General features: G+C 74.0%; 12 protein-coding genes. 2 read left to right on the forward strand and 10 right to left on the reverse strand.

Annotation, left to right across the window (positions count from 1 at the left end):
- Window positions 1-91 precede the first annotated feature (91 nt).
- The 3 genes from ACWD3O_RS11485 to ACWD3O_RS11495 all read right to left on the reverse strand — a co-directional run bounded on the left by ACWD3O_RS11485 (window position 92) and on the right by ACWD3O_RS11495 (window position 3272).
- Entirely contained in the window at window positions 92-1273 is a 1182-nt protein-coding gene (locus tag ACWD3O_RS11485; RefSeq protein WP_451415723.1) for an acyl-CoA dehydrogenase family protein, read from the reverse strand.
- A gap of 300 nt (window positions 1274-1573) precedes the next feature.
- Entirely contained in the window at window positions 1574-1717 is a 144-nt protein-coding gene (locus ACWD3O_RS11490) for an SCO1431 family membrane protein (RefSeq protein ID WP_451410896.1), read from the reverse strand.
- A 169-nt stretch (window positions 1718-1886) separates the two neighbouring features.
- Window positions 1887-3272 carry a peptidase C39 family protein gene (locus ACWD3O_RS11495; RefSeq protein WP_451410897.1) on the reverse strand — a complete coding sequence of 462 codons (1386 nt, stop codon included), beginning with the start codon at window positions 3270-3272 and terminating at the stop codon, window positions 1887-1889.
- A 248-nt stretch (window positions 3273-3520) separates the two neighbouring features.
- Between ACWD3O_RS11495 and ACWD3O_RS11500 the strand changes: the two genes are divergently transcribed.
- Both ACWD3O_RS11500 and ACWD3O_RS11505 read left to right on the forward strand, forming a co-directional pair.
- Window positions 3521-4183, forward strand: a complete 663-nt coding sequence (locus ACWD3O_RS11500; protein WP_451415724.1) for a uridine kinase family protein — start codon at window positions 3521-3523, stop codon at window positions 4181-4183.
- 391 nt (window positions 4184-4574) lie between these two features.
- A complete protein-coding gene (locus ACWD3O_RS11505; protein ID WP_451415725.1) occupies window positions 4575-6446 on the forward strand; it encodes an AAA family ATPase in 1872 nt (623 codons plus the stop codon).
- A gap of 163 nt (window positions 6447-6609) precedes the next feature.
- Here the strand turns inward: ACWD3O_RS11505 and ACWD3O_RS11510 are convergent, their stop codons facing one another.
- The 7 genes from ACWD3O_RS11510 to ACWD3O_RS11540 form a co-directional block, all read right to left on the reverse strand.
- Window positions 6610-7644: a hemolysin family protein gene (locus ACWD3O_RS11510; RefSeq protein ID WP_451410900.1), complete on the reverse strand. Its 1035-nt coding sequence runs from the start codon at window positions 7642-7644 to the stop codon at window positions 6610-6612.
- Window positions 7641-9071 carry a hemolysin family protein gene (locus ACWD3O_RS11515; RefSeq protein WP_451415726.1) on the reverse strand — a complete coding sequence of 477 codons (1431 nt, stop codon included), beginning with the start codon at window positions 9069-9071 and terminating at the stop codon, window positions 7641-7643. Before ACWD3O_RS11515 ends, ACWD3O_RS11510 begins: the two co-directional genes overlap by 4 nt.
- Before the next feature lie 276 nt (window positions 9072-9347).
- Window positions 9348-9797, reverse strand: a complete 450-nt coding sequence (locus tag ACWD3O_RS11520) for a PH domain-containing protein (protein ID WP_451410902.1) — start codon at window positions 9795-9797, stop codon at window positions 9348-9350.
- Window positions 9798-9831: 34 nt separating this feature from the next.
- Window positions 9832-10680, reverse strand: a complete 849-nt coding sequence (gene hisG, locus ACWD3O_RS11525; protein WP_451410903.1) for an ATP phosphoribosyltransferase — start codon at window positions 10678-10680, stop codon at window positions 9832-9834.
- Window positions 10681-10790: 110 nt separating this feature from the next.
- Window positions 10791-11063 carry a phosphoribosyl-ATP diphosphatase gene (locus ACWD3O_RS11530; RefSeq protein ID WP_356134084.1) on the reverse strand — a complete coding sequence of 91 codons (273 nt, stop codon included), beginning with the start codon at window positions 11061-11063 and terminating at the stop codon, window positions 10791-10793.
- Window positions 11064-11095: 32 nt separating this feature from the next.
- A complete protein-coding gene (gene ribH, locus ACWD3O_RS11535; protein WP_451410904.1) occupies window positions 11096-11581 on the reverse strand; it encodes a 6,7-dimethyl-8-ribityllumazine synthase in 486 nt (161 codons plus the stop codon).
- 83 nt (window positions 11582-11664) lie between these two features.
- Entirely contained in the window at window positions 11665-12921 is a 1257-nt protein-coding gene (locus ACWD3O_RS11540; RefSeq protein WP_451411080.1) for a bifunctional 3,4-dihydroxy-2-butanone-4-phosphate synthase/GTP cyclohydrolase II, read from the reverse strand.
- Window positions 12922-12980 lie beyond the last annotated feature (59 nt).

Here is a 12980-nt window from a genome sequence, read left to right on the forward strand (position 1 = left end):
CGGAGCTGGGCGGACGGAGGGCGGACCCTTCCGGGCCTGAACGACCCGGAGTGGAACCGCCTGGCGACCCCGCCGGGCCGGCGTGGACCGGTCAGCGGGACTCGGGGCCCAGCAGGTGACGTCCGATGACCATCCGCTGGATCTGATTGGTGCCCTCGACGATCTGCAGCACCTTGGCCTCCCGCATGTGGCGCTCCACCGGGAAGTCGGCGGTGTAGCCGTAGCCGCCGAGGACCTGGACGGCGTCGGTGGTGACCTTCATGGCGGCGTCGGTGCAGAACAGCTTCGCCATGGCCGCCTGCCGGGAGAACGGCCGGCCGGCGTCGCGCAGTCGTGCCGCGGCCAGGTAGAGGGCGCGGCCCGCCTCGACCTGGGTGGCCATGTCGGCGAGCAGGAAGCGCAGGCCCTGGAAGTCGCCGATGGGCCGTCCGAACTGGCGCCTCTCGCCGGCGTAGGCGGTGGCGGCGTCCAGCGCGGCCTGGGCCACGCCGATCGCACAGGCGGCGATGCCCAGCCGTCCGGAGTCGAGGGCGGCGAGGGCGATGGCGAAGCCCTGGCCCTCCTCGCCGATCCGGCGGTCGTCCGCGAGCCGGACGCCGTCGAAGTGGACCTGGGCGGTGGGTGAGCCCTTCATGCCCATCTTCTTCTCGGGTGCGGCCGCGCTCAGACCGGGGGCGTCGCCCGGGACCAGGAAGGCGCTGATGCCGCGGGGGCCCTCGACGCCGGTGCGGGCCATCAGCGTGTAGAAGTCCGCGACACCGCCGTGGGTGATCCACGCCTTGGTGCCCTCGACGACCCAGTCGCCGTCGCCGCCCTCGCGGACGGCGCGGGTGCGCAGCGAGGCGGCGTCGGAGCCGGAGGCGGGCTCGGAGAGGCAGTAGGCGCCCAGCAGGCCGCCGCCGAGCATGGCGGGGAGGTGTTCCAGCTTCTGCTGCTTGGTGCCGAAGTGGGCCAGGGCGTGGCAGGAGAGGGTGTGCACGCTCACCCCGAGGCCGACGGTGAGCCGGGCCGCGGCCAGTTCCTCCAGGACCTGGAGGTAGACCTCGTAGGGCTGGTCGCCGCCGCCGTGCTCGGACTCGTAGGGCAGGCCGAGCAGACCGGCTTCGGACAGCAGGGTGAAGAGGTCGCGCGGGAAGACGCCCGCCTCCTCCTCGTCGGCCGCCTTGGGGGCGATCTCGCGCTGGGCGATGTCGCGGACCAGGGCGAGCAGGTCCCGGGCCTCCTCGGTGGGCAGCGCGCGGTCGACCGGCTGCGGGGCACCATGATCGGTCATGGCGGTGTTCTCCTCCCTGTACGGGCCGGGGCGGGCGACCGCGTGGATGGTGCGGGTCCCGCCGGCTCACGAGCAGAGCCGACGCCCCTCCGGGTCTCGGAGGAAAACGGCAGGTCGGCGGCTGCGCGCTGTGAGTATGCCCGGTAGTCGTCGCCGCGTCACCGGTTAACGCTCGCTTACTCGTAACGGATGGGACACAGGTCGGACGGGCGCGGACAGCAGTGGGGCCCGGCCTGATGGCCGGGCCCCACTGCTGTCGTCCTCTGTTGTCCTGCGGTGTCCGCCGCCGCGCCGTACGGGTCAGACCAGGCCGAGCCGGGTGACCAGCATGGCCACGACCACGACCAGGACCCAGCCGGCGATGTGCTCGACGAGGTTGTTGTCGTCGTCGTCCTTCGGGCCGCCGGTGAGGGTGCGGGTCAGGGTGGCAGTCGCTGCGCTCATGGTGTCTCGCTCGGGTCGCGTGCGGTGGATCCCCCCGGGAACCGGCCGCGCGGCCGGACCCGTTCCTCCACCATGCCATCGCGCGGGCCCGGTGGGGCGGAGAGCTTCGTCACAGAAGCGCAGGTCAAGCAGGCCGAGCGGGACGAGCAGGCCGCTCCGGACGGCGGGGTCAGCGCACGCCCACCGCCTCGAGGGCCTTGCGCTGGGCGGGCGTCGGGCGGGCCGGGAAGTACAGGTAGCAGACGCCGCCCGTGCCGGAGGAGACCTTGCCGCTGGCGTTGTAGCGCTTGGTCCGGAGCCAGATGTTCTCCCACTCGCGGCGCTTGTAGATCCGGCGGACCGCCTCGTTGCTCGGGGAGGCCGGGTCGTTGGCGATGACGTCGCCCTCGGCGGTGAAGCCGATCACGGTCATCAGGTGGCCGGAGGTGCCGTAGCCGGCGCCGGTGAGCTCGGCCGCGAGGAAGGACTGCGACGTTATGGCGGGGATGCCGGCGGCGACCAGGGTCTCCAGGTCGGCGAGCGACTCCAGCCGGGTCACCACGCCCTGGAGGTCCGGGTAGGTGGCGGCGTAGGCCGCGTTGAAGGGCCAGTTGCCGCAGCCCTCGTACTGGTAGTCGTAGGTGTACCGCGCCGCGTGGCAGACCTGCGGGTCCGCGAACTCCGGGTTGACCCACGCGAGTTGCTCGGCGGTGGGCTTCCGGCCCCAGTACTCGACGATCATCTGCGAGGAGGTCGGGCTGCACCAGGCCTCGCCGCCGTTGTCGTACTCGGGGTACTGGCCGACGTGGGTGTTCTGCGAGTAGCGCGGCACCGGGAGTTCGCGGGCGACGCGCGGCGTGGAGGCGGGGACGGTGAAGCGGTCCGGGACGTCGGAGCCCATCGCGCCCAGCCGCCAGACGGTGGGGGTGGCGTCCGAGCCGGGACGGCGGTGGAGGGTGAGGCGCAGGCGGTAGGAGACCAGGCGCAGACCGGTGGAGGCGTCGTCGACGGAGAAGGTGTCGGTCCAGACGGTGCTCTTGCCGTCGGTCTGGTCGTCCACCGAGGTGCGGCGGATGTCCTGGTCTCCGGCGGCCCAACGGCCCATCACGTACCAGGGGGTGTCGGTGCCGTCGTTGTAGCGGCCCTGGAGCTCGACCTGGATCCAGGTCCCGTCCGGGGTGTCGGCGTTCCAGCTGGGGATGACCTCGGTCGCCGGGACCTTGAGGCGGTGCGACGGGGAGGTCCAGGTGGCGTACTCCCAGGCGGCGGTCGTCCCGGTGTGCGGGTCGGTGTAGTCGGTGACGCCGGCCGGGGCGGCGATGGCCACACCCGGGCGGGCGCCGGCCAGGGTCCGCACGCCGTCGGCGCGGCCCTCGCGCCAGTCCGCGTAGGTGACCCAGGCGCGGTTGTCCACCCGCCCCTTGGCGGCCGCCGCCGCGGCCGTTCCGGCTTCCGCGGCGTCCGGGTCGGGTGCGGCGGCGACCGAGGGGGCCGCGGTGACGGCGGTGGCTCCGGCGACGACGGCGACCGCCGCCGCGAGAACGTTTCTGCGGGACGGCTGCTGTGCTCTGTTCATGACTGATCGGCCCCCTGGGGTACGAGTCGGGTGATGGTGTCCGCGGCTCCGGGCCCCCACTATGACCAAGCGGTACGCCGCTGATCCAGTACCTCGGCCGTTCCGGTGGACGCAATATTGGTATCGACCTCTGATAACACCTCGGCCACCCACCCCGGCCGCCCCGGCCACCCACCCGGTCCGCCCACCCGGTCCGCCCACCCCGGCCGCCCTCGTGGGCCGCGACGGGCGCGACCTACAGTGGAGCCGTGATCGCCGCCCTCGCCTCCTCCCTGCTCGGCCTGCCGCCGTCCTGCGGACCGGTCCGGCTGGTCGGGATCGACGGGCACGCCGGCTCGGGCAAGACGACCTTCGCCGCACGCCTGGCGGAGGCCCTCGGGGGCGCGCCGGTGCTCCACCTCGACGACGTCGCCACGCACGAGGAGTTGTTCTCCTGGACGGGGCGGCTGGCCTCCCAGGTGCTGGAGCCGCTGCGGGAGGGCCGCACGGCCCGGTACGCGCCCTACGACTGGACCGCCCGCCGGTTCGGCGCTCCCCGCCCGCTGCCACCCGCGCCGGTGGTGCTGCTGGAGGGGGTCGGCGCCGGCCGCCGGGAGGTGCGTCCCCTTCTGGCGCGGCTGATCTGGATGGACCTGCCCGCCGAGGAGTCGTGGCGGTGGGGCCGCCGCCGGGACGGCGAGGAGCAGCGCGCGTTCTGGGACGCGTGGGAGGAGGCCGAGCGCGCGCACTTCGCGCGCGATCCCTCGCGTCCCCACGCACACCTGCTGGTCCGTCGACTGCCTTCCGGGTACGCGTTTTCGGAGGGTCCGGCCTCCGCTTTCCTCACTCCTCGTGACGGACCGTCGGCACCCCGCGAACCCCTTCCCCCGGGGCCGCGCGGAACCTCGGACGGGGGCGCCGGCACGGCTTGACCCCGGGGCCGCGCAGGTCTTACGTTCTCCATGCACGGCCCGTCGCGGGTCGTCCACGATCGCGAAGCCCCCGGTTGTTCCCCCGTGACCGGGGGCTTCGTTCTGCCCCCGGGCGGTCCCCGCGCTCCCGGCGGGCCGTTTTCCTCACCCTGGGTGACCGTGCGACTGCCCGGCCGGAGTGACGGCCGGGGCGGTGCGCCGGTCATGCCCCGAGCGCCCTTCCCGCACCCTTCGGACCGCGGCCACCCCATGGGTACGATGCCCTCGGTGCGTCCGTCGGTCCGCCGCGTGTGGCCAACCGGGGCCGGTGGCGGGGCGGTTCGGCCGAGGCGGCAGCCGGGGCCGGCCCGGCGGCAAGGGGACGGGGGCACGGTTTGTGGGGGACGACGACGTGAGGGATCGCGGCACGCGGGGCCCCGGCGCCCCCGCCGACCTGGCCTGGCTCCGAGGCGTGGACGCCTACACGATGGGCGCCTACCCGCAGGCGGAGGAGGAGTTCCGCGCGGCGGTGCGGCTGGACCCCGGGATGGCGGACGCCTGGCTCGGCCTGCACGCGCTGCGGGTCGACACGACGACGGCGCTGCTGCGGATGCACCAGCACGGCGACCGCTTCGGCGAGCAGCGCACCCGGCACGGGCGGCCGCTCAACTCCTGGTACTGGCTGGGCTGGTGGGTGCAGCCGGTGCTGGAGAGCCGGCGCGATCTGCTGCTGGCCTACGCCTCGCACTGGCTGGACGGCCGGCACGTCCCCGAACTCGACCGCGCCATGGCCGCGTTACCTCCGGCCGGGACGGACCCCCAGGTCCGGTTCCTGCACGCCTGCCGCGCCTACCTGGTCAAGGACTGGGACCAACTCGTCCGTTGCACCGATCCGTTGCTCGACGATCCCACGCTGGGCATAGAGGCCCGGCTGTTCGGCGGCATGGCCCGGGTCCGGCTGGAGATGTACGGGCAGGCGGAGCCGCTGCTGTCGGCCGCGTTGATGCGGTGCCGCAGCGAGCAGCCGCAGCGCAAGGAGCTGCGGTACTGGCTGGCCCGCGCCCACGAGGGCACCGGCCGGACCGCCGCCGCGCTGCCGCTGTACCGCGCCGTGCACCATGCCGACCCGTCGTTCATGGACACCGCCGCGCGGCTGGCGGCGATCTCCGAGGGCGACGGCTGGGACGAGGACGCCGAACTGGGCATCGACGGCTACGCGGGCTTCCCCCTCTCCCCCGGCGTCGACGGGGCGGAGGGCCTCGACCCGCTCGTCGGCACGGCCGGGCGCGACGTGGGCGTGAAGGTCTCCGAACCGGCCCCGGACACTTCTCCCCTGTCCTCCCAGGACACGGTGCGGGAGAAGGCGTTCGGGCCGAGGCGGCCGTTCCCGCCGGGGCCAGCGGATCCCGCGCTGCTGGAGGAGGCGCTCGCCGCGCTGGAGCGGATGGTCGGCCTGGAGCCGGTCAAGCGGCAGGTGAAGGCGCTGTCCGCGCAGCTGAACATGGCGCGGCTGCGCGCCGACCAGGGGCTGCCGGTGCGGCCGCCCCAGCGGCACTTCGTCTTCTCCGGGCCCTCCGGCACCGGCAAGACCACGGTGGCCCGGATACTCGGGCGGGTCTTCTACGCGCTGGGGCTGCTCGGCGGAGACCACCTGGTCGAGGCGCAACGGGCCGACCTGGTGGGCGAGTTCCTGGGCCAGACGGCGGTGAAGGCGAACGAGCTGATCGACTCGGCGCTCGGCGGGGTGCTCTTCGTCGACGAGGCGTACGCGCTGGTCAACACCGGGTACGGCAAGGGGGACGCCTACGGCGAGGAGGCGCTGCAGGTGTTGTTGAAGCGGGCGGAGGACAACCGCGACCAGCTGGTGGTGATCCTCGCCGGCTACCCCGAGGGCATGGACCGGCTGCTGGCCGCCAACCCCGGACTGTCCTCCCGCTTCACCACCCGGGTGGACTTCCCCTCCTACCGGCCGGACGAGCTGTGCGCGATCGGCACGGTGCTGGCGGAGGAGAACAAGGACGTCTGGGACGAGGAGGCGCTGGAGGAGCTGCTGTCCATCAGCACGCACGTGGTCGAGCAGGGGTGGATCGACGAGCTGGGCAACGGGCGGTTCCTGCGGACGCTGTACGAGAAGAGCTGCGCGTACCGGGATGTGCGGCTCTCCTCCGTGCCGGGGGAGGCGGAGCTGTCCCGGGAGGACCTGTCGACGCTGCGGCTGCCGGACCTGATGCAGGCGTACGGGGAGGTCCTCGCGGGGCGCGAACCGGAGGGGCCGGAGGCGTGACGGTTCCGGCGGCGGGGGCCGGGGGCCGGCGCCGGGCTGTGTCGGGCGCCGTGCGGACGGTTCCGGCGGTGCGGGCCTGGGGCTGACCCCCGGCCTGCGTACCCGCGCCCGCCGGCCCGCGCCCGCCCGCACCGCATCAGCGGCACGGGCGGGCGGCGAGGGATCAGCCGGGGGCGGGTACCCGGTGGGCCGGGTCGCGGACCTCGCCGACGAGGAGTTCGAGGACGTCCTCGAGGGCGACGAGTCCCACCGCCCGCCCCGCCGTGTCGGTGACCGCCGCGAGGTGCGCCGCGGCGCGCCGCATCACCGTGAGCGCGTCGTCCAGCGGCAGCCCCGCGGGCAGCTCCGTCATCCGGCGCCGCGTTCTCGGCGGCACCGGGCCGTCCGCGTCGTCCAGGTCCAGCACGTCCTTGACGTGCAGGTAGCCCAGGAAGACGCCGCCCTCCCCCACCACCGGGAACCGGGAGTACCCGGTGCGCGCGGTGAGGGCGACCACCTCGCCGGGGGTGACGGAGGGCCCGACGGTGACGAGGGACTCCAGCGGCAGCAGCACGTCCGCGACCGGGCGGGAGCCCAGCTCGAGCGCGTCCTCCAGCCGCTCCGCGTCCTCCGGGTCGAGCAGGCCGGCCTGCCCGGCGTCCTCCACCAGCCGGTTGAGCTGCTCGCTGGTGAAGACCGCCTCGACCTCGTCCTTCGGCTCGACCCGGAACAGCCGCAGCACCGCCCCGGCGCAGGCGCCCAGGGCGGAGGTGACCGGGCCGCAGAGCCGCGCGAAGGCGACCAGCCCGGGTCCCAGCCACAGCGCGGCCTTCTCGGGCGCGGCCATCGCCAGGTTCTTCGGCACCATCTCGCCGATCACCAGGTGGAAGAAGACCACCACGGCGAGTGCGATGGCGTAGCCCAGCGGGTGGACCATGGCCTCCGGCAGCCGGGCCGCCGTGAAGACCGGCTCGAGCAGGTGCGCCACCGTGGGTTCGGCGACCGCGCCGAGGGTGAGCGAGCAGACGGTGATGCCGAACTGGGCGGCGGCCATCATCCGGGGCAGGTGCTCGAGTCCGTACAGGACCTGCCGGGCACGGGTGGTGCCCAACGGCTCGATCTGGCTGCGCCGCACGGAGACCAGCGCGAACTCGGCACCGACGAAGAAACCGTTGCCGAGCACCAGCAGGGCCGCGAGGAGCAGTTGCAGCGCGCTCACCGGGTGGCCTCCACGAGATGCTGGGGGGCTGCGGAGGTCTGGGACGCGGAGGTCTCGACCGCCGGGAGCACGGCCGCCACGGGGGCCGTCCCGGGCACGGCGGACGCGGCGACGGCGCCCGTCCTGAGCAGCCGGACCCGTTCGGCCCGGTTGTGCCCGACGCGCAGGACCCGCAGCCGCCAGCCGGGCAGCTCGACGGTGTCGCCCTCCGCGGGGATGCGCCCGAGCAGGTCGGCGACGAGCCCGGCCACCGTCTCGTAGGGCCCTTCCGGCGGCCGGAGTCCGGCCCGCTCCAGCAGGTCGGTGCGGCAGCCGCCGTCGGCGTCCCAGGCGGGGGCGCCGTCCTCGGCGGGTGCCGGGGCCAGTTCGGGCAGGTCGAGGCCGTCGTGCTCGTCGCGGACCTCGCCGACCAGTTCCTCGACGATGTCCTCCAGGGTGACCACGCCGGCCGTGCCGCCGTACTCGTCGACCACCACCGCGATCGGCTGCTCGCTGCGCAGCCGGGTCAGCAGGGGCCGGACCGGGAGGGTCTCGGGGACGAGGAGCGCGGGGCGGCACATCCGGGTGACCGGGGTGCGCAGCCGGTCCGCCGCGGGCACGGCGAGCGCGTCCTTGAGGTGGGCCATGCCGACGATCTCGTCGATCCGCTCCCGGTAGACGGGGAAGCGGGAGAGGCCGGTGGCCCGGGTCAGGTTGACGACGTCCTCGGCGGTGGCCGAGGCCTGCAGGGCGGCGACCCGCACGCGGGGCGTCATCACGTGGTGGGCGGCCAGTTCGCCCAGGGAGAGGGTGGACAGGGTGCGGACGAACAGGTCGGCGGTGTCCTGTTCGAGGGCGCCGGCTCGGGCGGAGTGCCGGGCCAGGGAGACCAGTTCGCCGGGTGTGCGGGCGGAGGCCAGCTCGTCGGCGGGCTCGAAGCCCAGGGCCCGCACCAGCCGGTTGGCGACCGCGTTGAGTCCGGCGATCACCGGCCGGAACAGCCGGGCGAACCGGTGCTGGGGTCCGGCCACGAAGCGGGCCACCTGGAGCGGCCGGGAGACCGCCCAGTTCTTGGGGACCAGTTCGCCGATCACCATCTGCACCGCGGAGGCGAGCAGCATGCCCACCGCCACGCAGACCCCGGGGACGATGCCCGCGGGCAGCCCCAGCGCGGTGAACGGGCCGTGCAGCAGTCCGGCGAGCGCGGGCTCGGCGAGCATGCCGACGACGAGGGAGGTCAGGGTGATGCCGAGCTGGGTCCCGGAGAGCTGGAACGAGAGTTCCTTGAGGGAGTCGACCACGCGGCGGGCGCGCCGGTCGCCGGCGGCGGCCGCGCGTTCCGCCTCGGGGCGGTCGACGGTCACCAGGCCGAACTCGGCGGCCACGAAGAATCCGTTGGCCAGGATCAGCAGGAGGGCGGCTGCCAGGAGCAGCAGGGGGAGGGTCATGTGGCCGCCGCCTCCGCGATGCCGCGGAACGGGTCCGCGTCAGGTCGGGCAGGGGCGGCGCAGGTACTGCAGGACGGTCCGTCCATCGCCGGAGTTCGTCACTCCTCGGATCGCAGGAGCCCCCGGGGTCCGGCCGGCGGGCCGGGCATGGCTCGGGGGCGGAGGCGTCACCGTGACGCCCCAGCCGACAGGTTAATCAACACAGGGCGGTCCGCGGCAGGGGCGACTCCGCCGAGCGGGGGCGCCAGGGGGTGACGCGCGCCCCCTCGGGGTGGCTCAGGCGGGGTCGGCCGCGCTCCTGGCCTCCACCAGGGCGCGCAGGGCGCGGGCGTCGCGCAGCGCCTGCTCCCGGGCCATGCCGGGCTGGATGCCGAGGACGGGCAGGCTGGTGCCGTCGGAGAGGTCGAGGAAGACCCACGGGTCGCCGGGCCGCAGCCGCACCTGGACGATCTGCGCCCACTCCAGCCGCCGGCCGGAGGCGATGTTCACCACCGTGACCCCGGTGTCGTCGGCCTCCACGCGGGGCCGGGCGAGCACCCACAGCACGCCGAACACCAGGGCTCCGGTGAGGACGAAGGTCAGCTGCTCCCCCGGACCGAGCCGGGGCAGCAGCAGCGCGACGCCGGAGAGGACCACGAACATCGCGGCGCCCAGCGCCAGCAGCACCGTGCGGGTGCGGCCGGGCCGGAAGGTCACGGGGAGCTGGGGCCGGTCCGTCGTGGTCATGCGGGACTTCCTCGGAGCAGTACGGGCCGCGCGGTCAGAGGCGGCAGGCGTGGATGGCGGTGGTCAGGATGGCGCGGGCGCCGATGTCGTACAGGTCGTCCATGATCTTCTGCGCGTCGGCGGAGGGGACCATGGCGCGGACGGCGACCCAGCCCTCGTTGTGCAGCGGGGACACGGTCGGGGACTCCAGGCCGGGCGTGAGGGCGACGGCCTTCTCGAGCTGCTCGACCCGGCAGTCGTAGTCCATCATCACGTAGGTCCGGGCGACCAGGACGCCCTGCAGGCGGCGCAGGAACTGCTGCACCTTGGGGTCGTCGGTCGCCGCGCCGGTGCGGCGCACCACCACGGCCTCGGACTTCATGATCGGGTCGCCGAAGACCTCCAGGCCCGCGTTGCGCAGCGAGGTGCCGGTCTCCACGACGTCGGCGATGACCTCGGCGACACCCAGCTCGATGGCGGTCTCCACCGCGCCGTCGAGGTGGACCACGGAGGCGTCGACGCCCTGCTCGGCGAGGTACTTGTCGACGATGCCCTCGTAGGAGGTCGCGACGGTCTTGCCGGCCAGGTCCGCGAGGTCCTTGACGGCGCCGGGCCTGCCGGCGAAGCGGAAGGTGGAGCGGGCGAAGCCGAGCGGGAGGATCTCCTCGGCGTCGGCGCCGGAGTCGATCAGCAGGTCGCGGCCGGTCACCCCGATGTCGAGGCGGCCGGAGGAGACGTAGATCGCGATGTCGCGGGGGCGGAGGTAGAAGAACTCCACCTCGTTGACCGGGTCGACGATCCGCAGCTCCTTGGACTCCCGGCGCTGCTGGTAGCCGGCCTCATGCAGCATGGCCGCCGCAGGGCCGGAGAGGGAACCCTTGTTGGGGACGGCGATGCGCAGCATGAAACGGCTTCCTTCGTTCGACTCGGCTGGGGTGTCGCGCGCGGGGCGGACGGACAGGCGGGAGCGGCCCCGCCCGGGCGGCGCGTGGGGTCACGCGGGGGCGGGGCGGCCTACAGGTGGGCGTACACGTCGTCCAGGCTGATGCCGCGGGCGACCATCATCACCTGAACGTGGTATAGCAGCTGCGAGATCTCCTCGGCGGCGGCTTCCTTGCTCTCGTGCTCGGCCGCCATCCAGACCTCGGCCGCCTCCTCGACCACCTTCTTGCCGATGGCATGGACGCCCTTGTCCACCAGTTCGGCAGTGCGGGAGGTGGCGGGGTCGCCGTGCGCGGCCTTGTGCTGGAGCTCGGAGAAGAGCTCCTCGAAAGTCTTCTTGGACATGGTGGTCCTACCCTACGCGCCCCCGCGCGGAGTCACCGCCACGGTTCGGATACTGAACGCAGGGTGGTGGCGGTGGCCACGGCGGCGGTGACGGCCTCGTGCCCCTTGTCCTCGTGGGAGCCGGGCAGTCCGGCCCGGTCGAGGGCCTGTTCCTCGGTGTCGCAGGTGAGCACGCCGAAGCCGACCGGGACGCCGGTCTCCACCGAGACCTGGACCAGTCCCCGGGTGACTCCCTCGCACACGTAGTCGAAGTGCGGGGTGCCGCCGCGGACGACCACCCCGAGGGCGACCACGGCGTCGTAGCCGCGCTGGGCCAGCGCCTTGGCCACCACGGGCAGTTCGAAGCTGCCGGGGACCCGCAGCAGGGTGGGCTCGGTGATCCCGAGATCGGTCAGGGCGCGCAGCGCGCCGTCGACCAGGCCGTCCATGATCTTCTCGTGCCACTGCGCCGCCACGACGGCGACCCGCAGGTCCCCGCAGTTCTCGACGGTCAGTTCGGGTGCGCCCTTGCCGCTCACGTTCGCTCCTGGTTCTTCGGGTGGGGATCGGGATGGGGTGGGAGTCGGGGGTGGGATGGGGTGGGGGTCGACGGACTACGGGGTCACTGGTCGGCGCAGCCGGCCACCGGGCCGTCCTGGTCGAGCCAGGGGAGGTCGTGCCCCATCCGGTCGCGCTTGGTGCGCAGGTACCGCGCGTTGTGCTCGCCGGCCTGCACGGGCATGGGGATCCGGGAGAGGATCTCCAGGCCGTGGCGGGCGAGCGCGTCGGTCTTGTCGGGGTTGTTGGTCATCACGCGCACGGTGCGGACGCCGAGGTCGGCGAGGATCCGCGCGCCGGCGCCGTAGTCCCGGGCGTCGGCGGGCAGGCCGAGCTCCAGGTTGGCGTCGAGGGTGTCGTGGCCGCGTTCCTGCAGCTCGTAGGCGCGCAGCTTGGACATCAGGCCGATGCCGCGGCCCTCGTGCCCGCGCAGGTAGACCAGGACGCCCCGGCCGGCCTCGTGGATGCGTTCCAGGGATGCCTCGAGCTGGGGGCCGCAGTCGCAGCGCAGCGAGTGGAAGACGTCGCCGGTGAGGCACTCGGAGTGCAGCCGGACCAGCAGGTCGCGGCCGTCGCCGATCTCGCCGTGGACGAGGGCGACGTGTTCCACGCCGTCGACGGTGGAGCGGTAGCCGTAGGCGGTGAAGTCGCCGTACCGGGTGGGCAGGCGGACCTCGGCCTCGCGCCGCACGGTGGGCTCGGCGGAGCGGCGGTAGGCGATCAGGTCCTCGATGGAGACGATGGTCAGTCCGTGCTTGCGCGCGAAGGGCACCAGCTCGGGCAGGCGCAGCATGCGGCCGTCCTCCCCCGCGATCTCCACGATGACGCCGGCCGGCCGCAGCCCGGCGAGCCGGGCCAGGTCGACGGCGGCCTCGGTGTGGCCGGGGCGCTCCAGCACGCCGCCGGGGCGGGCGCGGAGCGGGAAGACGTGTCCGGGGCGCACGAAGTCGTCCGGGCCGGCGGTGCCCGAGGCCAGCAGGCGCAGGGTGGCGGCGCGGTCCTCGGCGGAGATGCCGGTACTGACCCCGTGGACGGCGGTGGCGTCCACGGAGACGGTGAACGCGGTCTTCATGGACTCGGTGTTCGCCTCGTCCCGGACCATCTGCGGCAGCCGCAGCCGGTCGAGCTCGGCGGCCTCCATGGGGGCGCAGATCAGGCCGCGGCACTCGCTCATCATGAAGGCGACGATCTCGGGGGTGGCCGCCTCGGCGGCGATCACCAGGTCGCCCTCGTTCTCGCGGTTCTCGTCGTCGACGACCACCACGGGGCGGCCGGACGCGATGTCGGCGACGGCCTGTTCGACGGGGTCGAGGGCGAGCATCAGGGAGTCCGGGTCCTCCGGGCCCCCGGGGATCCGGGGGCGGGGGTTCCAGGCGGGTG

It is taken from the genome of Streptomyces sp. NPDC002640, from assembly GCF_053592575.1.